This window comes from Pseudomonas parasichuanensis (assembly GCF_021601385.1).
Taxonomy (GTDB): domain Bacteria; phylum Pseudomonadota; class Gammaproteobacteria; order Pseudomonadales; family Pseudomonadaceae; genus Aquipseudomonas; species Aquipseudomonas parasichuanensis.
Genome location: NZ_BQHO01000004.1, coordinates 151,212 through 173,121 on the forward strand (window position 1 = coordinate 151,212; position 21,910 = coordinate 173,121).

At 66.2% G+C, this 21,910-nt stretch carries 18 protein-coding genes; 8 read left to right on the forward strand and 10 right to left on the reverse strand.

Going from position 1 to position 21,910, the window contains the following annotated elements; genetic code table 11:
• Positions 1–21 precede the first annotated feature (21 nt).
• The 5 genes from L6D77_RS05045 to L6D77_RS05065 form a co-directional block, all read right to left on the reverse strand.
• A complete protein-coding gene (locus tag L6D77_RS05045) occupies positions 22–1,854 on the reverse strand; it encodes an ABC transporter ATP-binding protein (protein WP_232882334.1) in 1,833 nt (610 codons plus the stop codon).
• Positions 1,847–2,479, reverse strand: a complete 633-nt coding sequence (locus L6D77_RS05050) for a DsbA family protein (RefSeq protein ID WP_232882335.1) — start codon at positions 2,477–2,479, stop codon at positions 1,847–1,849. Before L6D77_RS05050 ends, L6D77_RS05045 begins: the two co-directional genes overlap by 8 nt.
• A gap of 3 nt (positions 2,480–2,482) precedes the next feature.
• Positions 2,483–3,415, reverse strand: coding sequence for an oxygen-dependent tRNA uridine(34) hydroxylase TrhO (trhO, locus tag L6D77_RS05055; RefSeq protein ID WP_232882336.1), 933 nt, complete (start codon positions 3,413–3,415; stop codon positions 2,483–2,485).
• Between the two features lie 109 nt (positions 3,416–3,524).
• Entirely contained in the window at positions 3,525–3,821 is a 297-nt protein-coding gene (locus tag L6D77_RS05060) for a BolA family protein (RefSeq protein ID WP_125463092.1), read from the reverse strand.
• A gap of 10 nt (positions 3,822–3,831) precedes the next feature.
• Positions 3,832–4,350: a DUF2059 domain-containing protein gene (locus L6D77_RS05065; protein ID WP_236170013.1), complete on the reverse strand. Its 519-nt coding sequence runs from the start codon at positions 4,348–4,350 to the stop codon at positions 3,832–3,834.
• Positions 4,351–4,503: 153 nt separating this feature from the next.
• Between L6D77_RS05065 and L6D77_RS05070 the strand changes: the two genes are divergently transcribed.
• Positions 4,504–5,898 carry a class II fumarate hydratase gene (locus L6D77_RS05070; RefSeq protein ID WP_232882338.1) on the forward strand — a complete coding sequence of 465 codons (1,395 nt, stop codon included), beginning with the start codon at positions 4,504–4,506 and terminating at the stop codon, positions 5,896–5,898.
• A 59-nt stretch (positions 5,899–5,957) separates the two neighbouring features.
• Here L6D77_RS05070 and L6D77_RS05075 read toward each other — a convergent pair whose 3' ends face one another.
• Positions 5,958–6,911 carry a DMT family transporter gene (locus L6D77_RS05075; RefSeq protein ID WP_232882339.1) on the reverse strand — a complete coding sequence of 318 codons (954 nt, stop codon included), beginning with the start codon at positions 6,909–6,911 and terminating at the stop codon, positions 5,958–5,960.
• A gap of 253 nt (positions 6,912–7,164) precedes the next feature.
• Positions 7,165–8,658 carry a polyphosphate:AMP phosphotransferase gene (gene pap / locus L6D77_RS05080; RefSeq protein ID WP_232882340.1) on the reverse strand — a complete coding sequence of 498 codons (1,494 nt, stop codon included), beginning with the start codon at positions 8,656–8,658 and terminating at the stop codon, positions 7,165–7,167.
• Between the two features lie 94 nt (positions 8,659–8,752).
• On the opposite strand from pap, the gene mnmC reads away from it, so the two are divergent.
• The 5 genes from mnmC (at position 8,753) to L6D77_RS05105 (ending at position 16,276) form a co-directional block, all read left to right on the forward strand.
• Positions 8,753–10,717 carry a bifunctional tRNA (5-methylaminomethyl-2-thiouridine)(34)-methyltransferase MnmC2/FAD-dependent 5-carboxymethylaminomethyl-2-thiouridine(34) oxidoreductase MnmC1 gene (gene mnmC, locus L6D77_RS05085; protein WP_236170014.1) on the forward strand — a complete coding sequence of 655 codons (1,965 nt, stop codon included), beginning with the start codon at positions 8,753–8,755 and terminating at the stop codon, positions 10,715–10,717.
• 144 nt (positions 10,718–10,861) lie between these two features.
• Positions 10,862–12,649 (forward strand): N-acetylglutaminylglutamine amidotransferase, encoded by a 1,788-nt coding sequence (locus L6D77_RS05090; RefSeq protein ID WP_232882342.1) that lies wholly within the window; start codon positions 10,862–10,864, stop codon positions 12,647–12,649.
• Positions 12,650–12,652: 3 nt separating this feature from the next.
• Positions 12,653–14,398, forward strand: a complete 1,746-nt coding sequence (gene ngg, locus L6D77_RS05095) for an N-acetylglutaminylglutamine synthetase (protein WP_232882343.1) — start codon at positions 12,653–12,655, stop codon at positions 14,396–14,398.
• Positions 14,399–14,525: 127 nt separating this feature from the next.
• A complete protein-coding gene (locus L6D77_RS05100; RefSeq protein WP_232882344.1) occupies positions 14,526–15,710 on the forward strand; it encodes an osmoprotectant NAGGN system M42 family peptidase in 1,185 nt (394 codons plus the stop codon).
• Between the two features lie 185 nt (positions 15,711–15,895).
• Positions 15,896–16,276: a hypothetical protein gene (locus tag L6D77_RS05105; protein WP_110992499.1), complete on the forward strand. Its 381-nt coding sequence runs from the start codon at positions 15,896–15,898 to the stop codon at positions 16,274–16,276.
• Here L6D77_RS05105 and L6D77_RS05110 read toward each other — a convergent pair whose 3' ends face one another.
• A complete protein-coding gene (locus L6D77_RS05110) occupies positions 16,277–17,113 on the reverse strand; it encodes a CvfB family protein (protein ID WP_232882345.1) in 837 nt (278 codons plus the stop codon).
• 130 nt (positions 17,114–17,243) lie between these two features.
• On the opposite strand from L6D77_RS05110, the gene L6D77_RS05115 reads away from it, so the two are divergent.
• A complete protein-coding gene (locus tag L6D77_RS05115) occupies positions 17,244–18,104 on the forward strand; it encodes a DUF6279 family lipoprotein (protein ID WP_232882346.1) in 861 nt (286 codons plus the stop codon).
• Positions 18,105–18,128: 24 nt separating this feature from the next.
• Here L6D77_RS05115 and aceK read toward each other — a convergent pair whose 3' ends face one another.
• On the reverse strand, positions 18,129–19,844 hold the full coding sequence (gene aceK, locus L6D77_RS05120; RefSeq protein WP_236170015.1) for a bifunctional isocitrate dehydrogenase kinase/phosphatase: 1,716 nt from the start codon (positions 19,842–19,844) through the stop codon (positions 18,129–18,131).
• 160 nt (positions 19,845–20,004) lie between these two features.
• Between aceK and L6D77_RS05125 the strand changes: the two genes are divergently transcribed.
• Complete coding sequence (locus tag L6D77_RS05125) at positions 20,005–20,892, forward strand: DMT family transporter (protein ID WP_232882348.1); 888 nt, start codon at positions 20,005–20,007, stop codon at positions 20,890–20,892.
• Between the two features lie 113 nt (positions 20,893–21,005).
• Here the strand turns inward: L6D77_RS05125 and L6D77_RS05130 are convergent, their stop codons facing one another.
• A complete protein-coding gene (locus L6D77_RS05130; RefSeq protein ID WP_232882349.1) occupies positions 21,006–21,887 on the reverse strand; it encodes a DMT family transporter in 882 nt (293 codons plus the stop codon).
• Between the last annotated feature and the right edge of the window lie 23 nt (positions 21,888–21,910).

The window sequence follows — 21,910 nt, forward strand, 5'->3', positions numbered from 1 at the left end:
GCTTGTAACGTGCGGCTGTTTTTAGGTCTGCTGCAGGTGCCCGTACAACTTGGCGTACAGGCCGCCTTCGGCGATCAGTTGCTGGTGGTCGCCATCCTCGGCCACATGCCCGCCATCGAACACCAGCACCCGGTCGGCCTGCTTCACCGCCGACAGCCGGTGGGCGATGATCAGCGTGGTGCGCCCGCTGAGGAACCGCGCCAAGGCCTGGTGCAGGTTGTACTCGGTGGCGGCATCCAGCGCCGAGGTAGCCTCGTCGAGGATCACCACCTTGGGCTCGGCCAGCACCATGCGCGCAATTGCCAGGCGCTGCCGCTGGCCGCCGGACAGGCGCACCCCGGAGCGGCCGACCACGCTGTCCAGGCCCTGCGGCAGGGCCGTGATGGTGGCATCCAGCTGGGCGATGCGCAGCGCGTGCCAACAGGCTTCGTCACTGCATTCGCGGCCCATGGTCAGGTTGGCACGCACGCTGTCGTTGAACAGCGACGGGTGCTGCAGCACCACCGCAACATGCTCGCGCAGCGTCTCCAGGCCGATTTCCTGCAGGCTGGCGCCACCAAAGCGGATGGTCCCGGCCTGGGCGCTGTACAGCCCCAGCAACAGTTGCACCAGGGTGCTCTTGCCACCGCCACTGGCGCCCACGATAGCCACCTTCTCACCCGGGGCGATGGACAGGTTCAACTGGTCCAGCACCGGCTCTTCGGCGTAGGCAAAACGCAGGTCACGCACCTCGATGCCCACCGTCTCACGCCCGGCGAACGGGTCGCTGGCCGCCGGGTACTGCGGCTCGTCGGCGCGCGCCAGCAGCTCGTTGAGCCGGCTCAGGGCGCCGCCGGCGGCATAGTAGGCGTACTGCAGGTTCAGCAGTTGCTCCACCGGGCCGATCATGAACCACAGGTAGCTGAACACCGCCAGCATCTGGCCGATGGACAGGTCGGAGAACAGCACGGTGAGCATGGCGGCGGCACGGAAGATATCGATGCCGAACTGGAACAACAGCCCGCTGGCGCGGCCGCTGGCATCGCTTTTCCACTGCGAGGCAACGGCATAGTCGCGCACCTCGCGGGCACGCAGGCCTAGGCGGCCGAGGAAATAGCCCTGGCGGTTGCCGGCGCGGATCTCCTGGATGGCATCGAGGGTTTCGGTCAGCGCCTGGGTGAAGCGTGCAGTGCTGTCGTTCTCGAGTTTTTTCAGGTGCTTGACGCGTTTGCCCAGCTGCACGGTGAAGTAGATCACCAGAGGGTTGAACAGCAGGATCAGCAGCGCCAGCTGCCAGTGCATCCAGATAAGGATCGCCGCCGTGCCGGTGAGTGTCAGCACCGCCACCAGGAAGCGGCTGAGGGTTTCGCCAACGAACTTGTCGAGGGTATCCAGGTCGGTGACCAGGTGGGTGGTCACCGTGCCGCTGCCCAGGCTTTCATACTCCTGCAGCGAGATGCGCTTGAGCCGCTCGATCAGGCGGATGCGCAGGCGGTAGACGATATCCTTGGCAAGCCCGGCGAACAGCTTGGCCTGGACCACGTTGAAGGCCAGCGCGGCCAGGCGCAAGGTCAGCGTGGCGCAGAGCATCAGGCCGATATACCCGGCGGCCACCTGCCAGCCGCTGGGCAGCAAGTGATTCATCCATTTGAGCGCGGCATCGCCATGCCCCAGCAACACTTCGTCCACCAGCAGCGGCAGCAGCAACGGTATCGGCACACTGCACAGGGCGGCGAACACCGCCACCAGGTTGGCGCTCCACAGGGCTTTCTTGTGGTGCAGGGCAAGGCGGCGGATTTCCGCCCAGCTCAAGCGATCGGGCACAGCGGGGGGCTTCCCAGGTACAGGGTCTGGCGACCCGGGCAGGTCAAGCACACACGGCCTGCTGCAGCCAGCGGCCGAGCAAGGGTTGCAGGCTTTGCAGCGGCTGGTAGCCGTTGGTCAGCAGGGCCAGCTGGCCATTGCGCTCGGCCAGCAGCGTGGGGAAGCCGGCGATCCCCAGGTCCTGCACCCAGGCGAAATCGGCCGTGGTGGCAGTGCGGGTGTCGTGGCTGGCGAAGCGCTGGGCGAACAGCTCCCGGTCGAACCCGGCCTGTTCAGCCAGCTCGACCAGTTGCGGGGCGCGGGTGACATCCACGCCCTGCTGGTAGAACGACGCCTGGATCAGCTTGAGCAGGCCCCAGGCGCGCTGCTCGTCCAACTCACGGGCCGCAACCAAGGCGCGGCAGGCAGGCTCGGTGTCGTAGACGAAACCATCCGGCATCGCGCCTTCGAACTGGAACGGTTGCCCGGTGGCGTCATGCACCGCCTGCCAATGCTCGAGGATGTACTTGCGGGTCGAGGCGTCCAGGGCAGTGCCGCCTGTACGCAGCCCGCCCGGTACCAGGCGGGTGCTGACACCGGCCTCGCGCGCCTGGGCGATCAGCGCCTCGGCCACCGGGGCGAAACCCCAGCACCAGGAGCACATCGGGTCCATCACATAGAGCAGGCGTGCGGACATGCATCAGGCCTCGGCTTTGTAGTTGAAACCGATCGGGTGCGGCTGGTTGCGCGCCTTGGCCAGCTCGATCTGTTTCTGGCGGTCGATGGCGCTGCGCCGGGTCTTCTCACTCAGGCTGTCCCAGCAATGCGGGCAGCTCACGCCTGGCGAATAGTGCTCGGACTCACGGTCCTTCACATCGATCGGGTGGCGGCAAGCGTGGCACTGGTCGTACTCGCCTTCGGTCAGGTCGTGACGCACGGTGACCCGGTTGTCGAAGACGAAGCAGTCGCCGTCCCACAGGCTTTCTTCCTGAGGTACTTCCTCGAAGTATTTCAGGATGCCGCCCTTGAGATGATAGACCGCTTCATAGCCCTCACCGAGCATGTAGCTCGAGGCTTTTTCGCAACGGATGCCGCCGGTGCAGAACATGGCCACCTTCTTGTGCTTGCTGGGGTCGAAGTTGGCCTTGATGTAATCGGGGAACTCGCGGAAGGTCTCGGTCTTCGGGTCGATGGCGCCCTTGAAGGTGCCGATGGCCACTTCGTAGTCGTTGCGGGTGTCGATCAGCAGCACTTCAGGGTCGCTGATCAGGGCGTTCCAATCCTTCGGCTCGACGTAGGTGCCCACGGCCTGGTTCGGGTCCACGCCCGGCACGCCGAGGGTGACGATCTCTTTCTTGAGCTTGACCTTGGTGCGGTAGAACGGCTGCTCGTCGCAGTACGACTCTTTATGGTCGACGTCCACCAGGCGCGGGTCGTTGCGCAGCCAGGCCAGCAGCCCGTCGATGCCTTCACGGGTGGCCGACACGGTGCCGTTGATGCCTTCGTGGGCCAGCAGCAGGGTGCCTTTGACGCCGTTTTCCAGCATGGCGTTGAGCAGCGGCTCGCGCAGCTCGAGGTAGTCTTCCAGGGTGACGAACTTGTACAGCGCCGCCACGACGATCGGTTGGGTCATTGCGTTGAATCTCCAGGTGGTTGCCCTCGTAAGGGGCGGACCGGAATGACAAATAAAAACGCGCCGACAAGCGGCGCGTTGTGCAGTCTACCAGAATGCCGGAATGGATTCAGTGCCCGCCGCCGGCACACACCGGCGAGGCCGGTGCCACACCCACCTGGGCCCACTCTTCAGGGGTGTAGGTGTGAATGGCCAAGGCGTGGATTTCGCCCATCAGCTCAGCCATGGTGGCGTAGACCTTCTGGTGGCGCTTGACGCTGTTCAGCCCGGCGAACTGCTCGCTGACCAGCACCGCCTTGTAGTGCGTCTCCTGGCCACGGCTGTGCATGTGGCTTTCGTTGAGCACTTCAAGGTGCGCGGTGCCCAGCGGCGCCAGTTGCTGTTCGATGCGTTGCTGCATGCTCATCGCGATGGGCTCACTTCTTGGCCGGGGCCTTGCCGGCGTTCGGGTCGAGTTCCTTGGTCATGTCGTCGAGCAGCTTGTTGACCACCGGTACCGCAGGCTCGAGGCTCTGCTGGGTGAGCTGGGCCGACTGCTGGGTGACCTTGGGCATTTCGCGCAGGACTTTCTTGCCCAGCGGCGACTCGTAGAACTTGACCAGGTCGTTCAACTCGGCCTCGGTGAAGGTGGCGGTGTACAGGTCGACCATCTTCGGCTTGAGCTTCTTCCAGCCAATGGCGTTGTCCAGGGCGGCATTGGCCTTGGCCTGGTAGCTGTCGAGTACGGTTTTCTTGGAGGCCGGCGCCTTGGTCTGCTCGAAGCGCTGGGCGAACATCTGCTGGACCTGCATGTACACCGGGGTGCCCAGCTTGTCGGCGTTGGCCAGGGTCAGGAACTTCTCGGCGGCGGCATTGTGGCTGGGGGTGGCAGCGAGTACCTGGCCGCTGGCACAGACCAGGGCTACGGCGGCACAGAGGACACGGAGACGGGTCATTGCATTTCCTTCAAGAAAGGGAGGCGGGTACCTCAGAGTAGAGCATTCTGCGCCGTGATGGCGAAGTGCTCAAGGGCTACGACGAGCGTGGGAACCGCTTGATCGAATCAAGGCCTAAACTGCGAATTCGGACTACAAAGGAGTGAGCGCAGCATGAGCCGTATCGAGACAGACAGCCTGGGCCCGGTGGAAGTTCCGGAGGACGCCTACTGGGGTGCGCAGACCCAGCGTTCGCTGATCAACTTCGCCATAGGCAAGGAGCGCATGCCCCTCGCGGTGCTGCACGCCCTGGCGCTGGTCAAGAAAGCCGCGGCGCGGGTCAATGACCGCAACGGCGACCTGCCCGCCGACATCGCCCGGCTGATCGAGCAGGCCGCCGACGAAGTGCTCGACGGCGAGCACGACGACCAGTTCCCGCTGGTGGTCTGGCAGACCGGCAGCGGCACCCAGAGCAACATGAACGTCAACGAGGTGATCGCCGGGCGCGCCAACGAGCTGGCCGGCAAGGGCCGTGGCGGCAAGGTGCCGGTCCACCCCAACGATCACGTCAACCGCTCGCAAAGCTCCAACGACTGCTTCCCCACCGCCATGCACATCGCCGCCGCCCAGGCCGTGCAGCACAAGCTGCTACCGGCCATCGCCGAGCTGTCATCCGGGCTGGCCGAGCTGTCGGCGCGCCACCAGAAGCTGGTCAAGACCGGCCGCACGCACATGATGGACGCCACGCCGATCACCTTCGGCCAGGAAGTCTCGGCCTTCGTCGCCCAGCTCGACTACGCCCAGCGCGCCATCCGCGCCACCCTGCCGGCGGTGTGCGAGCTGGCCCAGGGCGGCACGGCGGTGGGCACCGGGCTCAACGCCCCGCATGGTTTTGCCGAGGCCATCGCCGCGGAGCTTGCGGCCCTCTCCGGCCTGCCCTTCATCACCGCGCCCAACAAGTTCGCCGCCCTCGCCGGCCACGAGCCGCTGACCAGCCTGGCCGGCGCGCTGAAAACCCTCGCGGTGGCGCTGATGAAGATCGCCAACGACCTGCGCCTGCTCGGCTCCGGTCCCCGCGCGGGGCTGGCCGAGGTACGCCTGCCGGCCAACGAACCGGGCAGCTCGATCATGCCCGGCAAGGTCAACCCGACCCAGTGCGAGGCCCTGTCGATGCTGGCCTGCCAGGTGCTGGGCAACGACGCGGCAATCGGCTTTGCCGCAAGCCAGGGTCACTTGCAGTTGAATGTGTTCAAGCCGGTGATCATCCACAACCTGCTGCAGTCGATCGAACTGCTGGCCGATGGCTGCAGCAACTTCCAGCAGCACTGTGTGGCCGGCATCGAGCCCGACGCCGGGCAGATGGCCGCGCACCTGGAGCGCGGGCTGATGCTGGTGACGGCGCTCAACCCGCACATCGGTTATGACAAGGCCGCGGAAATCGCCAAGAAGGCCTACAGCGAAGGCAAGACCCTGCGTGAGGCGGCACTGGAGTTGAAGTACCTGACCAACGAGCAGTTCGATGAGTGGGTAAGGCCGGAGAACATGCTGGCGCCTGGGGGCAAGGGTTGATCTGACACTACGCTTCAGCTTCTTCGCGGGTTTACCCGCGAAGAAGCCAACGCAGTTAATCAGCCAACCCGCGCCAGCCGCGCCTTCCACCCCGCCACCAACGATGGCCCCAACGCCACCAGCGCCGACCCCAGCACCACCGTCACCGCCCCGAGATACCCCAGCGCGTTGATATCCTCGGCATGCACGTAGTCCGGCCAGACCCAGGCCGCGATCGCCACTGCAATGAACGTCACCAAAGGCGTCAACGCCAGCGTCGCGCTCACCCGCGAGGCCTCCCAGTGCGCCAGGGCTTCCGCGAAGGCACCATAGGCCACCAGCGTGTTGAGGCAGCAGGCCAGCAGCAGCCAGCCCTGCAACGGGCTCAGTTGCAGGGCCTCCAGCGGGTGCACCCAGGGCGTCAGCAGCATCGCGCAGCCCAGGTACATCACCATCATCACCTGCTGCGACCCCCACACCGTCAGCAGTTGCTTCTGGCTCAGGGCGTAGAACACCCAGATGCTGGTGGCCAACAGGATGGTCAACACCCCGGTGGTGTAGGCACCCAACGAGGTCAGCAACTCTTCCAGGCGCTGGTTGAAGAACAACCCGAAGCCCGCCAGCAGCACCAGCAGGCCAATGCCCTGCCCCAGGCTGAAGCGCTCCTTGAACACGAACACACTGGCCACCAGCAACAACACCGGCCCCAGTTGCACCACCAGCTGCGCGGTGCCGGGGCTGAGCAGCTTGAGGCCGATCAGGTACAGCACATAGTTGCCCAACAAGCCGCCGATGGCGACCAGCACCAGCAGTTTGCCCTTGCCGCCCAGCCGGCCGAACGAAGGTAGCTGCCGACGGGCCGCCAGCCAGGCGAACAGCAACCCACCGGACACCGCAAGGCGGTACCAGGTGACGGTCACCGGGTCCATCACTTGCAGCACCTGCTTGAGCTTGATGGGCAAGATGCCCCACAGCAGCGCGGTCAACAGGGCGAGCAGCAGGCCGAAAACCCAACGGCCGGAAGTGATGTGCATGGTGTCCTCGATCAGGCCCGTGGTGGGGGAAACTGGATTCTAAGGGGTTGCAGCGCCGGGCCGAGGGCGGGTTGCGGGAAAAGAATTCATCAGGTCATTCCCACCCGGCATGGGTATCCCTTTGTAGGAGCGGCCTTGTGCCGCGAACGGGGTGCGAAGCGCCCCCGGCTTTCGGGTCAGTCGCAAGAATGCTGGGGCCGCTGCGCGGCCCTTTCGCGGCACAAGGCCGCTCCTACAGGGGACGGTGTTGACCCTATTTCTTGTGCTTGGCAAACGCCGCCTCCAGCGCCTCGTTGATGGTGCGCAGCACCTTCACCCGCGCCCAGCGCTTATCGTTGGCCTCCACCAGGGTCCACGGCGCGATCTCGGTGCTGGTGCGGTCGACCATGTCGCCCACCGCTTCGCTGTAGACGTCCCACTTGTCGCGGTTGCGCCAGTCTTCCTCGGTGATCTTGTAGCGCTTGAACGGGATCTGCTCGCGTTCCTCAAAACGCTCCAACTGAGTCTGCTGGTCGATGGCCAGCCAGAACTTGACCACCACCACCCCGGCGTTGCGCAGTTGCTCCTCGAAGTCATTGATCTCGCCATAGGCACGCATCCAGTCGGCCGGGCTGCAGAAACCCTCGACCCGCTCCACCAGCACCCGCCCGTACCAGGAGCGGTCGAAGATGGTGAACTTGCCGCGCGCCGGAATGTGCCGCCAGAAGCGCCACAGGTAGGGCTGCGCACGTTCCTCCTCGGTGGGCGCGGCCACCGGCACGATACGGTACTGGCGCGGATCGAGCGCCGCCGCCACCCGGCGGATCGCCCCGCCCTTGCCGGCAGCGTCATTGCCTTCGAACACCGCCACCAGCGCATGGCGGCGCATGTACTTGTTGCGCAGCAGACCGGCCAGACGCGCCTGCTCGGTAACCAGCTGTTCTTCGTAGTCGCGCTTGGCCAGGCGCAGGGTCAGGTCCAACGCACCGAGCAGGCTCTTCTGGTCGATGCTGCGCCCCAGTGGCGCCACGTTACCCTGATGCTTGCCCTTGGGGTTGTTGGCCAGGGCAGCCTGCAGGCTCTCCAGCAGGATGCGCCCCACCGCCAGGCTGCGGTAGTGCGGGTCGAAGCCCTCGACCACATGCCAGGGCGCGTAGTCGCGGCTGGTACGGCGCAGCACGCGCTCGCCAAAGCGCACGAAGCGGTCATAGGTTTCCGATTGCTGCCAGTCCAGCGGGCTGATGCGCCAGTTGTGGAGCGGGTCGTCCTTCAGCGCCTTGAGCCGCGCCTTCATCTGCTTCTTGGACAGGTGGAACCAGAACTTGATGATCAGCGCGCCTTCGTCGCACAGCATCTGCTCCAGGCGCTCGGCCCCGGCGATGGCCTGGTCGAGCACGGCGTCCTTGAACTGGCCATGCACCCGGCCTTCGAGCATCTGGCTGTACCAGTTGCCGAAGAACACGCCCATGCGCCCTTTCGGCGGCAGTGCCCGCCAGTAGCGCCAGGCCGGTGGGCGCGCCAGCTCTTCGTCGGTCTGCTGGTCGAAGGTGCGCACCTCGATCAGGCGCGGGTCCATCCACTCGTTGAGCAGCTTGACCGTCTCGCCCTTGCCGGCGCCCTCGATACCGTTGATCAGCACGATCACCGGGAAACGCCCCTGCTGCTTGAGGTCGTACTGGGCTTCGAGCAACGCCTCGCGCAGGGCGGGCACTTCGGCCTCGTAGGTGTCCTTGTCGATGCTGTGACCGATTTCCGCGGATTCGAACATGCTGGGCTCCTTCATTGGATAAGCAAGACTAGCGGATTGTGTTTCCCCTGTACCAATGCCTTAAAATCGGCCATCCGCCGCAACCGAGCCCCCCATGTCCACCCTCCACCAACATGCCCAGATCGACTGGGACGACCAGGGCCGTCCGCACTCGCGCCAATACGACGATGTGTATTTCTCCAGGGAAGACGGCATCGACGAAACCGTGCATGTGTTCATCGAGCAGAACCGCCTGCGCCAGCGTTTCGCCGAACTGGCGCCACACGCCTGCCTGGTGATCGGCGAGACCGGCTTCGGCACCGGCATGAATTTTTTCTGTGCCTGGCAACTGTTCGACCAACTGGCCCATGCCGATGCCCGCCTGCATTTCGTCAGCGTCGAGAAGTACCCGCTGACCCGTGACGACCTGGCGCGGGCCATGCAGTTGTGGCCACAGTTCGCCGCATTCACCGGCCCGCTGCTCGAGCAGTACGTGGCCATCCACCCGGGCTTTCAGCAGTTCAGCCTGGACGGCGGCCGGGTGACCCTGACGCTGATGATCGGCGATGCCCTGGAGCAGCTGCCGCAACTCGATGCGCGCATCGACGCCTGGTTCCTCGACGGCTTCGCCCCGGCGAAAAACCCCGACATGTGGACCCCCGAGCTGTTCGCCCAGCTGGCGCGCCTGTCGCACCCCGGCACTACCTTGGGCACCTTCACCACCACCGGCTGGGTTCGCCGGTCGCTGGTCGAAGCCGGCTTCACCATGAAGAAGGTGCCGGGGCTGGGCAAGAAATGGGAGGTGATGCACGGCCACTACAGCGGTGAACCCGCCGCCCCGCCCGCCCCTTGGTACGCCCGCCCGGCCACGCCACCCGGCCCGCGCGAAGCCCTGGTGATCGGTGCCGGCCTGGCCGGCAGTGCCACGGCCGCCAGCCTGGCCGCACGCGGCTGGCAGGTCAGCGTGCTGGAGCGCCACGACGGCCCGGCGCGGGAAGCCTCGGGCAACCCGCAAGGCGTGCTCTACCTCAAGCTGTCCGCCCACGGCACGGCGCTGTCGCAAATGATCCTTGCCGGCTTCGGCTACACCCGTCGCTGGCTCGAACGCCTGCAGCGCGGCCAGGCCTGGGACGGCTGCGGGGTGTTGCAACTGGCCTTCGACGGCAAGGAAGCCGAACGCCAGGCCAAACTGGCGGCGGCGTTCGACAGCAGCCTGCTGCGGGTGCTGGACCGCGACCAGGCCCAGACCGTCGCTGGCGTCGCCCTGCCCGCTGGCGGCCTGTACTACCCCGAAGGGGGCTGGGTGCATCCGCCCGCGCTGTGCCAGGCGCAGCTCGGCCATCCGCGCATCCGCCTGCTGAACCACGCCAATGTGCTCCAACTGCGCAAGGCCGATGGCCTGTGGCAGGCCTGGGACAGCGAACGCCTGCTGGCCAGCGCGCCGCTGGTGGTGCTGGCCGGTGCCGCCGAGGTGCGCAACTTCCCGGCCTGCGCCGGGCTGCCGCTCAAGCGTATTCGCGGGCAGATCACCCGCTTGCCGGCCACCGACGCCAGCCGGGCGCTGCAAACGGTGGTGTGCGCCGAAGGCTATGTGGCGCCGCCGCGTGGCGACGAGCACACCCTGGGCGCCAGCTTCGACTTCCACAGCCAGGTCACCACGCCGACCACAGCCGAGCACCAGGGCAACCTGGCGCTGCTGGACGAGATTTCCACCGACCTGGCCCAGCGCTTGGCCGTTGCAGAGCTCGATGTCGAGCAACTGCAAGGCCGTGCGGCGTTCCGTTGCACCAGCCCGGACTATCTGCCCATCGTCGGGCCGGTGGCGGATACCGAGGCGTTCAATGATGCCTACGCCGCGCTGGCCAGGGATGCGCGGCAGGTGCCGGATATCGCCTGCCCGTGGCTTGCGGGGCTGTATGTGAACAGCGGGCATGGCTCGCGTGGGTTGATTACTGCACCGCTGTCCGGGGAACTGATTGCGGCGTGGGTCAGTGGTGAGCCGTTGCCGGTGGCCCGAGCCGTGGCCGAAGCTTGCCACCCGAACCGGTTCGCGTTGCGCCGGTTGATTCGCGGTAAGTAGCGAGATCGCTGGGGGCGCTTTGCGGTCCCACTCCCGGCAACCACATATAACAGAATGATCTAAAACTCTCACAACCCACCCCGGTCCCTACCTAAGTGCCCCCATTTTGGGCACCTTCCCCAACGGCAAAACCGGTAAGGACTTATGTGCGGATTAGCAGGAGAGTTACGTTTCACCCCCCTCGGCCAAGCCCCTCGCCCGGCGGACCTCGCCGCGGTGGAGCGCATCACCCACCACCTGGCGCCCCGCGGCCCGGACGCCTGGGGCTTCCATAGCCAGGGCCCGATTGCCCTCGGCCACCGCCGGCTGAAGATCATGGACCTGTCCGACGGCTCGGCGCAGCCGATGGTCGACACCCCCCTCGGCCTGGCCCTGGCCTTCAACGGCGCCATCTACAACTTCCCCGAGCTGCGCGAAGAACTGCAGGCGCTGGGCTACAGCTTCCACTCCGACGGCGACACCGAGGTGCTGCTCAAGGGCTACCACGCCTGGGGCGCAGCATTGCTGCCCAAGCTCAACGGCATGTTCGCCCTGGCCATCTGGGAACGCGACAACCAGCGCCTGTTCCTGGCCCGCGACCGCCTCGGCGTCAAGCCGCTGTACCTGTCGCGCAACGGCGAACGCCTGCGCTTCGCCTCGACGCTGCCGGCGCTGCTCAAGGGCGGCGACATCGACCCGATGCTCGACCCGGTGGCGCTCAACCACTACCTCAACTTCCACGCCGTGGTGCCGGCGCCGCGCACCCTGCTGGCCAACGTGCAGAAGCTCGAGCCCGGCACCTGGATGCGCATCGACCGCCACGGCGAAGTCGAGCGCCAGACCTGGTGGCAGCTGCACTACGGGGCCAACCCCGACGAGCAGGAGCTGGACCTGGAAGGCTGGACCACCCGCGTGCTCGACGCCACCCGCGACGCCGTGGCGATCCGCCAGCGCGCGGCGGTGGACGTTGGCGTGCTGTTGTCCGGCGGGGTCGATTCGAGCCTGCTGGTCGGCCTGCTGCGGGAGGCCGGGGTGGACGACCTGTCGACCTTCTCCATCGGCTTCGAGGATGCCGGCGGCGAACGCGGCGACGAATTCCAGTACTCCGACCTGATCGCCCGCCACTACGGCACCCGCCACCATCAGTTGCGCATCGCCGAGCACGAGATCATCGAGCAGCTGCCGGCGGCGTTCCGTGCCATGAGCGAGCCGATGGTCAGCCATGACTGCATCGCCTTCTACCTGCTGTCGCGGGAAGTGGCCAAGCACTGCAAGGGCGTGCAAAGCGGCCAGGGCGCCGACGAGCTGTTTGCCGGCTACCACTGGTACCCGCAGGTGGACGGCGCGCAGGACCCGTTCGCGGCCTACCGCGAAGCCTTCTTCGACCGCAGCCACGGCGAATACCGCGACACCGTGCAGGCTCCCTGGCTGCTGGACAACGACGCCGCCGGCGACTTCGTCCGCGAGCACTTCGCCCGCCCCGGCGCGCCGGACGCGGTAGACAAGGCGCTGCGCCTGGACAGCACGGTGATGCTGGTCGACGACCCGGTCAAACGGGTGGACAACATGACCATGGCCTGGGGCCTGGAGGCGCGCACGCCGTTCCTCGACTACCGCCTGGTCGAGCTGTCGGCGCGTATCCCGGCGCGCTTCAAGCTGCCCGACGGCGGCAAGCAGGTGCTCAAGCAGGCAGCGCGGCGGGTCATCCCCCACGAGGTGATCGACCGCAAGAAGGGCTACTTCCCGGTGCCCGGCCTCAAGCACCTGGAAGGCGCGACCCTGGGCTGGGTGCGCGAGCTGCTGACCGACCCCAGCCAGGACCGTGGCCTGTTCAACCCGGCGATGCTCGACCGCCTGCTGAGCAACCCCCACGGCCAGCTCACCCCGTTGCGCGGCTCCAAGCTGTGGCAGCTGGCAGCGCTGAACCTGTGGCTCAGCGAACAAGGAATCTGATCGATGAAAGCCCACGAAATCGCCTACGGCCAGCGCCTGTTGCGCGGCCAGGCGCCGTCCTACGAACGCCTGCAGGCGCGCCTGGCCGGTGACGGCAGCGAGCCCCACGACCAACCCCGCGCGGTGCACTGTGGCTGGGGCCGACTGCTGATCGGGCACACCTACCCCGACCCGGCCAGCCTGGCCGACGCTCTGCTGGAAGAACGCGCCGGCGAGCGCGACATCGCCCTGTACGTGGCCGCGCCGCAGCAGGTGCTGGCCCGGGCGCCGCAGCAGCTGTTCCTCGACCCGTCCGACACCCTGCGCCTGTGGTTCACCGACTACCGGCCGGCGCAGCGGGTGTTCCGCGGCTTTCGCATTCGCCGTGCACAGAGCGCGGCGGACTGGCAGGCAGTCAACGCCCTGTACCAGGCCCGCGGCATGCTGCCGCTCGACCCCGGCCTGCTGACCCCGCGCCACCTCGGTGGCCCGGTGTACTGGCTGGCCGAGGACGAAGACAGCCACGCGGTGATCGGCAGTGTCATGGGCCTGAACCACAGCAAGGCCTTTGACGACCCTGAACACGGCAGCAGCCTGTGGTGCCTGGCGGTCGACCCACACTGCACCCGCCCCGGCGTTGGCGAGGTGCTGGTGCGCCACCTGATCGAGCACTTCATGAGCCGCGGGCTGGCCTGCCTCGACCTGTCGGTGCTGCACGACAACCGCCAGGCCAAGCGCCTGTACCAGAAGCTGGGGTTTCGCAACCTGCCGACCTTCGCCGTCAAGCGCCGGAACGGCATCAACCAGCCGCTGTTCCTGGGCCCCGGCCCGGAAGCCGGGCTTAACCCCTATGCACGGATCATCGTTGATGAAGCGTTGCGCCGGGGCATCGAAGTACAGGTGGACGATGCCGCCGCCGGGCTGTTCACCCTCAGCCTGGGCGGGCGGCGCATCCGTTGCCGCGAGTCGCTCAGCGACCTGACCAGTGCCGTGAGCATGACCCTGTGCCAGGACAAACGCCTGACCCGCCAGGTGCTGCACGATGCCGGCCTGCAAGTGCCGGCGCAGCAACTGGCGGGCAACGCCGACGACAACCTGGCGTTTCTCGACGAGCATGGCGCGGTGGTGGTCAAGCCCGTGGACGGTGAGCAAGGCCAGGGCGTGGCGGTGAACCTGGCCTGCATCGACGACATCGGTCAGGCGGTGGAGCAGGCGCGGCGCTTCGACAGCCGTGTGCTGCTGGAAAGCTTCCACCCGGGCAGCGACCTGCGCATCCTGGTGATCGGCTACGAGGTGGTGGCCGCCGCCATCCGCCACCCGGCCCAGGTGATCGGCGACGGCAAGCACAGCCTGCGCGCGCTGATCGAGGCCCAGAGCCGCCGGCGCCAGGCTGCCACCGGCGGTGAAAGCCGCATCCCGCTCGATGACGAGACCGAACGCACGCTCAAGGCGGCGGGCGTTGGCTACGACCATGTATTGCCGGCCGGCCAGCGCCTGGCCGTGCGGCGCACCGCCAACCTGCACACCGGCGGGACCTTGGAAGACGTGACCGAGCGCCTGCACCCGGTGCTGGCCGATGCGGCTGTGCGGGCTGCGCGGGCGCTGGAGATCCCGGTGGTGGGGCTCGACTTCATGGTGCGTGATGCCGAGCATCCGGATTACGTGATCATCGAGGCCAATGAGCGCGCGGGGCTGGCCAATCATGAGCCGCAGCCCACTGCCGAGCGTTTTGTCGATTTGCTGTTCGCCCATAGCCGGGCGCCGGCGTAAGCCTTCAAGGGCCTCTTCGCGGGTAAACCCGCTCCCACAGGTACGTCGCCACCCTCTAGGTGAGTGAAACCCCTGTGGGAGCGGGCTTGCCCGCGAAAGGTCCAGCACAAGATTCGAGGAGTACCCCATGACCGAACGACACCCCGAACCCGATCTCGACTACCTGAAGAAAACCCTGCTGGAAATGCTCGCCATCCCCAGCCCCACCGGCTTCACCGACACCATCGTGCGCTATGTCGCCGAACGCCTGGACGAACTGGGCATTCCCTTCGAGCTGACCCGCCGCGGCACCATCCGCGCCACCCTCAAGGGCCGGCAAAGCTCGCCGGACCGCGCCGTCTCGGCGCACCTGGATACCATCGGCGCCAGCGTGCGCCAGTTGCAGGACAACGGCCGCCTGGCCCTGGCGGCCGTGGGCTGCTGGTCGAGCCGCTTCGCCGAGGGCAGCCGGGTCAGCGTGTTCACCGACACCGGCGTGTACCGCGGCAGCGTGCTGCCGCTGATGGCCAGCGGGCACGCTTTCAACACCGCCATCGACCAGATGCCGATCAGCTGGGAACACGTGGAGGTGCGCCTGGACGCCTACTGCACCACCCGCGCCGACTGCGAAGCGCTGGGCATAGCCATCGGTGATTTCGTCGCCTTCGACCCGCTGCCGGAGTTCACCGAAAGCGGCCATATCAGCGCCCGCCACCTCGACGACAAGGCCGGCGTGGCGGCGCTGCTGGCGGCGCTCAAGGCGGTGGTGGAAAGCGGCCGGCAGCCCCTGATCGACTGCCACCCGCTGTTCACCATCACCGAGGAAACCGGCTCGGGCGCCGCCGCCGCCCTGCCCTGGGATGTCAGCGAGTTCGTCGGGATCGACATCGCCCCGGTGGCTCCCGGCCAGGCCTCCAGCGAACATGCGGTGAGCGTGGCCATGCAGGACTCGTCCGGGCCTTATGACTACCACCTGTCGCGCCACTTGCTGAAGCTGGCCGGCGACCAGGGCCTGCCGGTACGCCGCGACCTGTTCCGCTACTACTTCAGCGACGCCCATTCGGCGGTGACCGCCGGCCACGACATCCGCACCGCGTTGGTGGCCTTCGGTTGCGATGCGACCCATGGCTACGAGCGCACCCATATCGACAGCCTGGCGGCACTCAGCCGGCTGCTCTGTGGCTACCTGTTGAGCCCGCCAGTGTTCGCCAGCGACTCGCAGCCGGCCAACGCTTCGCTGGAGCGCTTCAGCCACCAGCTGGAGCACGATGCACAGATGGAAAGCGATACCCGGGTGCCGGCGGTGGACAGCCTGGTGGGCAACAAGGGCTGAGGCTTTGTGGTGACTGTACGGGCCTCATCGCCGGCAAGCCGGCTCCCACAGGGTTATGTGATCCCTGTGGGAGCCGGCTTGCCGGCGATTGGCAGGCGCGGCCAATGCACATCGCACGGCTTGCCCCGCCCTGCGCCACCCCGCACAATGTCAGGCCTTTCTGGCGTCAATCCGCAGGACCCTGCATGAAAATCAACAAACCCACCGCCATCGCCCGCCGCAACGAAGCGCTGGCGCGCCCGGTACTCGACAGCGACAACACCCTGTTCGCCATCCTCGACACCAAGCGCAACCTGTGGTGGTTCGACGTGCCGGTGGCACTGCTGCGCAAAGGCCAGCCCGACTGGGTCAACCTGCTGCTGCACACCCCGGAAACCGACGAACTGCAGCACCTGAAGGTGCCGGTCAACTTCCTCCGTGCTCACCAGGAGCAGATGGAAGTGCGCCACCCCGGCAAGCGCCGCTCGACCATCAGCCTGGCGCTGAGCGCCGACCGCGATTCGCTGCTGCGCGACACCCGCCCGGGCGGCGAGCAGCTGGATTTCCGCACCTTCGTGCAGGCCTGATCAGGCCCGCTCGATCCGGTCGTCATGGATGACGATCTTGCCTTGCTTGAACAACGCGCCAATGGCCTTCTTGAAGTTGCCCTTGCTGACGTTGAACAGCTGGCTGATCACCGCCGGGTCGCTCTTGTCGCACACCGGCAGCACGCCACCGGCCGCTTCCAGGCGCTGCATGATCTGCCCTTGCAGGCCGTCGGCCAGTGCTTCGCCCACTGGCTGCAGGCTCAGGGCAATCTTGCCGTCGTGGCGCACTTCCTTGATGAAGCCCTTCTCGTGCATGCCCGAGCGCAGGAACTTGAATACCTCGTTCTTGTGGATCAGGCCCCAGTGGCGGTTGTTGATGATCGCCTTGAAGCCCATCGGCGTCTCGCCGGCCACCAGCAGCTCGACCGGCTGGCCGGGCTTGTAGTCGACCGGGGCGTTGTCCAGGTAGCGATCCAGCTTGGCGGTGGCGGTGATGCGGCGGGTGCGTTTGTCCAGGTAAGCGTGGACCACGCAGTAGTCCCCGATCTTCAGCGGCCGCGACTCTTCCGAGTACGGCATCAGCAGGTCCTTGGACAGGCCCCAGTCGAGGAAGATGCCCGCGCCGTTGATGTCCTTGACCTTGAGGCTGGCGAACTCGCCCACCTGCATTTTCGGCTTCTCGGTGGTGGCGATCAGCTGGTCTTCGCTGTCCAGGTAGATGAACACGTTGAGCCAGTCATCGAGCTCCAGCTCTGCGCCCTTGGGGAAGTAGCGCCGTGGCAGCAGGATTTCGCCATCGGCGCCGCCGTCCAGGTACAGGCCGAATTCCACGTGTTTCACGATTTGCAAACTGTTGTAGCGCCCAAGCAGAGCCATTTCCGAAGATCCTCAAGACAAGGCGGCTATTCTAACACCTGACCCGCCCGGCCGCCCGAGCGCACATGCACCGGAACCGCCGCGCGCCCCTTGCGTCTACCGCCTGGCCAGTCCCTGCAAGGATTCGCTCATGCCTGTACGCCTGACCAAAGCCCTGCTCATCGTCGTTGCCCTGGCCCTGGTGCTGGCGGCCTGCAACCGCATCGACCTGGCCTACCGCAACCTCGACCGCCTGGTGCCCTGGTCGCTGGGCGACTACCTGGACATGAACCGCGAGCAGAAGCGCCTGCTCGACGAACGGCTCAAGGAGCAACTGGCCTGGCATTGCAGGACGCAACTGCCCGGCTACCTCGACTGGCTCGACCGGGTGCAGTCGATGGTCGCCAGCGACAACGTCACCGATAACGCCCTGCAACAGCGTACCGCCGAAGCACGCCAGGCCATCGGCCGGGTGGCCGAGCAGATCACGCCCTCCGCCACCGAGCTGCTGCGTGGCATGAGCGATACCCAGGTGGCCGAAATGCGCCAGGCGTTTCGCCAGGACATCGCCAAGCGCCGGCAAACCTATGCCGATACCCCATTGCCGAAACAGGTCGAACTGCGCGCCACGCGCATGCAAAAGCGCCTGGAACCCTGGCTGGGTGAACTCACCCGCGATCAGCGCCTGCGGGTGATGAGCTGGTCCCAGGCGCTCGGCGACCAGAACGGCCAGGCGATCGCCAACCGTGCCCACTGGCAACAGCAACTGGCGCTGGCGATGGAGCAACGCGCCTCCCCCAGTTTCGAGCCACGCCTTGCGCAGCTGCTGCAGCGCAAGGAGAGCCTATGGACGCCAGAGTACCGCCAGGCCTTCCAGAACAGTGAGCAACAGGCACGCAGCCTGCTGGTGGACCTGATGAAGCAGAGCAGCCCGGCGCAGCGGCAATTCTTGCAGCAAAAACTCAACAAGGTGCGCACCGACTTCAGTGAGCTGAAATGCCTGAAAGGGTAAATCAGCCGCTCCACAGCCCCCTAGTCAGCGCACCTTGCGCCGGTAGGGGAACACGTCGATCACCTTCCCTGCCCGGATCGCCTCCTGCAACCCCTTCCAGTAATCGGCGTCATACAGCTCGCCGTGCAAACGGCTGAACAAGCGGCGCTGGCCGATATCGGCGAACAGGAACGGCGGGAACTCCTCGGGGAACACATCGTGCGGGCCAATCGAGTACCACGGCTCGCCGGACATTTCGTCCTCCGGGTAGCGCGGTGGGGGGATATGGCGGAAGTTGACCTCAGTAAGGAAGCAGATTTCGTCATAGTCGTAGAACACCACACGGCCATGGCGAGTGACACCGAAGTTCTTCAACAGCATGTCGCCAGGGAAGATATTGGCCGCCGCCAGCTGCTTGATGGCCAGCCCGTAATCTTCCAGCGCCTCCAGCACCTGTGCCTCACTGGCATGCTCCAGGTACAGGTTGAGCGGGGTCATGCGCCGCTCGGTCCAGCAGTGGCGGATCAGCACGGTGTCGCCCTCGAGCGTTACGGTGGAAGGCGCCACCTCCAGCAGCTCGGCCAGGCACTCAGGGTCGAACTTGGACTGCGGGAAGCGAAAATCGGCGAACTCCTGGGTATCGGCCATGCGCCCGACGCGATCGACGCTTTTCACCAGCCGGTACTTGTCGATCACCGTGGCGCGGTCGACGGTCTTCGAGGGCGAAAAGCGGTCCTTGATGATCTTGAACACCTGGTTGAAGCCCGGCAGGGTGAACACGCTCATCACCATGCCCCGTACCCCCGGGGCCATGATGAAACGGTCATCGCTGCGCGCCAGATGGCCAATCAGCGCGCGGTAGAACTCCGACTTGCCGTGTTTGTAGAAACCGATCGAGGTGTACAGCTCGGCGATATGCTTGCCTGGCAGGATGCGCTTGAGAAAGTTGACGAACTCCGCCGGCACCGGCACATCGACCATGAAGTACGAGCGGGTGAAGGAGAAGATGATCGACACCTCGGCCTCGTCGGTGATCAGGGCGTCGGCCTCGATGCCATGCCCTTCACGGTGCAGCAGCGGGATTACCAGTGGCCATTGTTCGTCGACCGTGTGCAGGCGCCCGACCAGATAGGCGCCCTTGTTGCGGTACAGCACCGGGGTGAACAGCTCCACGGCCAGCGCCGGGTCCTTGCACACCCAGTCGGGCAGGCTCTCGCGCAGTTGTTGCTCCAGCCGCGTCAGATCGCCCTCCAGGTCACCGTACGGTGCGTTGAACACGTAATCGGCGAAGATCGCCCGCAACAATCCCTTCAGTCCGCCCTCGAGCGGGTAGGTACAGGTTTGCGCCGCGCGCTCATGGCTGCGCATCGACGGCCGGGTGGTGTGGATGAACATGCAGCCGTCGCTGATCTGGTCATGGCTGAACAGGCTGCAGAACAGCGAGTTGTACCAGGTCTCCGACAGTTCATCGTCCAGGCGCGGGTCGATCAGGCGGATGTAGGCGTTCTTCACCAACGGCCACTGCTCCACGTCCAGCAGCACCGGCGCCTCGAACCCCTGGCGCAACCTGCCGTTGGCCTCGGCGACCTTTTCTTCGTAGAGGTTGATACGGGCGGCGGCCGCCTGCTGGATGTCCTGCCAGCGCGCCTGCTCGAAACGCTCGCGGGCGCCCAGGGTGATGCGGCGAAAATGCTCGCGGTAGTCGTCGAAGCCCTCGAGGATCACACGGGCGATGTCGGCGGCGGGCCAGGGTTGGGTCATGCGCGGGGCCTCAGTGCAGTGGGCATCGCAAGAGCTTAGCCGGGCCGAAGCCGGTGTGTGGCCTGCCAGGGCCTCATCGCTATTGCACAGCAAGAAAGCACAAGAATCGCCAAGGCCCGTGACGTACACTCGCGCCCCTGCCCCACTGCCGGAGACCCCCGTGAGCCCCATCGCCCTAGCCCGCCTGCTGACCCTTGCCGCTGTCTGGGGGGCGAGCTTCCTGTTCATGCGCATCATTGCCCCGGAACTCGGCACCGTGCCGACCGCATTCTTCCGGGTGTCGATCGCCTGCCTGGGGCTGATCGCGATCCTCGCCGCTACCCGGGTGCGCTGGGACTTCAATGGCAAGCTGGGCGCCTGCCTGGTGCTGGGCATGATCAACTCCGGTATCCCGGCCACCTTCTATTCGGTGGCGGCGCAGGTGCTGCCGGCCGGCTATTCGGCGATCTTCAACGCCACCACGCCACTGATGGGCGTGCTGATCGGTGCGCTGTGCTTCCGTGAACCGATGACCCTGGCCAAGCTGAGCGGGATTTTCCTCGGGCTGTTCGGGGTCGGCATCCTCAGCGGCGCAGGGCCTGTGGCACTGGACCTGGCCTTGCTGCAAGGCGCCCTGGCGTGCCTGGCGGCAACCACCTGCTATGGCTTTGCCGGCTTCCTCGCGCGACGCTGGATCAGCGGCCTGGACAGCCGCCTGTCGGCCCTGGGCAGCATGCTCGGCGCCACCCTGCTGCTGAGCCCGCTGTTCGCCTGGAGCGCCCTGACCCAACCGCCGGCCAGCTGGGGCGGCTGGCAAGTATGGCTGTCACTGCTGGGCCTGGGCCTGCTGTGCACGGCGTTCGCCTACATTTTGTACTTCCGCCTGCTGGAGGAGATCGGGCCGGTCAAGGCCAGTACCGTGACCTTCCTGATTCCGGTGTTCGGGGTGCTGTGGGGGGCGTGGCTGCTGGACGAGCCATTGTCGATGGCGCACCTGTATGGCGGGGTGCTGATTGCTGCTGCGCTGTGGCTGGTGTTGCGCCCGGCGCCCGGACGAAAAGCCATTTGAGATCATCGCCGACACGCCCACATAACGGCCTTGCGTGTCTTCTGTAGGAGCGGCACAAGGCCGCTCCTACAATTGTCGTTCAGTCCAAGTGCGAGCCGACTCAGCGCTTTGCCTTAAACCTCAACCGCACGCAGCGCCGGCTTGCGGAACACAAACAGCAGCCCCACCACGATCAGCCCCATGCCCAGCAGGCTGAGCGGCGCCAGGCGGTTACCGAAGATGATGAAGTCCATCACTGCGGTCACCGCCGGCACCAGGTAGAACAGGCTGGTGACATTGACCAGGTTGCCCCGCGCGATCAGCCGGTACAGCAGCAGCGTGGCCAGCAACGAAACCACCAGCCCCATCCACAGCAGCGCGCCGACGAAGCTGGCGTTCCACTCCACCTGCAACGGCTGGAACGGCGCGAATACTGCACACATCGCAAAGCCCGCCAGGTATTGCAGCGGCAAGGTGCCCAAGGGGTTGTCGGTGATGCGTTTCTGCAGGATCGAGCCGCAGGTCATGCTGGCCAGCGCCAGCAAGGCGAACAGCATCCCGAGCAACGAAACACCGCCGAGGTTGATGCCCTGGTAGACCACCATCACCAGCCCGCCAAGCCCCAGCCCAAGGCCGAACAGGCGGCTCCAGGAGCGTTGGCGCTCCATCAGCACCACGGTGAGGATCGGTTGCACGCCCATCACCGTGGCCATGACGCCGGGGGTAACGTGGGTATTCAGGGCCAGCAGATAGAAGATCTGGTACGCGCCGAGCAACACGCAGCCGGTACCCAGGGCGCGCAGAATGCCACCCCGGCTACGCGGCCAGCGCAGCCCCAGCAACGGGCCGATCAGCAGCAGGCCGGCCAGTGCCAGCGCCGAGCGCAGCAGCAGGAAGGCGAAGGGGCTGGCCTGGGCCAGGCCGAGTTTGGAGACGATCGCCCCGCTGCTCCACAGCAGGACGAACAGGCTGGTGGTGGCCGCCGAGGCCACGGATGCTTTGGTAAAGACAGACATGTATTGCCACCTGTATGGGCAAG

Coding starts and splice junctions, on each gene's coding strand:
- L6D77_RS05050 (WP_232882335.1), bottom strand. CDS start 2,479: ATGTCCGCACGCCTGCTCTATGTGATGGACCCGATGTGCTCCTGGTGC.
- trhO (WP_232882336.1), bottom strand. CDS start 3,415: ATGACCCAACCGATCGTCGTGGCGGCGCTGTACAAGTTCGTCACCCTG.
- L6D77_RS05060 (WP_125463092.1), bottom strand. CDS start 3,821: ATGAGCATGCAGCAACGCATCGAACAGCAACTGGCGCCGCTGGGCACC.
- L6D77_RS05065 (WP_236170013.1), bottom strand. CDS start 4,350: ATGACCCGTCTCCGTGTCCTCTGTGCCGCCGTAGCCCTGGTCTGTGCC.
- L6D77_RS05070 (WP_232882338.1), top strand. CDS start 4,504: ATGAGCCGTATCGAGACAGACAGCCTGGGCCCGGTGGAAGTTCCGGAG.
- L6D77_RS05075 (WP_232882339.1), bottom strand. CDS start 6,911: ATGCACATCACTTCCGGCCGTTGGGTTTTCGGCCTGCTGCTCGCCCTG.
- pap (WP_232882340.1), bottom strand. CDS start 8,658: ATGTTCGAATCCGCGGAAATCGGTCACAGCATCGACAAGGACACCTAC.
- mnmC (WP_236170014.1), top strand. CDS start 8,753: ATGTCCACCCTCCACCAACATGCCCAGATCGACTGGGACGACCAGGGC.
- L6D77_RS05090 (WP_232882342.1), top strand. CDS start 10,862: ATGTGCGGATTAGCAGGAGAGTTACGTTTCACCCCCCTCGGCCAAGCC.
- ngg (WP_232882343.1), top strand. CDS start 12,653: ATGAAAGCCCACGAAATCGCCTACGGCCAGCGCCTGTTGCGCGGCCAG.
- L6D77_RS05100 (WP_232882344.1), top strand. CDS start 14,526: ATGACCGAACGACACCCCGAACCCGATCTCGACTACCTGAAGAAAACC.
- L6D77_RS05105 (WP_110992499.1), top strand. CDS start 15,896: ATGAAAATCAACAAACCCACCGCCATCGCCCGCCGCAACGAAGCGCTG.
- L6D77_RS05110 (WP_232882345.1), bottom strand. CDS start 17,113: ATGGCTCTGCTTGGGCGCTACAACAGTTTGCAAATCGTGAAACACGTG.
- L6D77_RS05115 (WP_232882346.1), top strand. CDS start 17,244: ATGCCTGTACGCCTGACCAAAGCCCTGCTCATCGTCGTTGCCCTGGCC.
- aceK (WP_236170015.1), bottom strand. CDS start 19,844: ATGACCCAACCCTGGCCCGCCGCCGACATCGCCCGTGTGATCCTCGAG.
- L6D77_RS05130 (WP_232882349.1), bottom strand. CDS start 21,887: ATGTCTGTCTTTACCAAAGCATCCGTGGCCTCGGCGGCCACCACCAGC.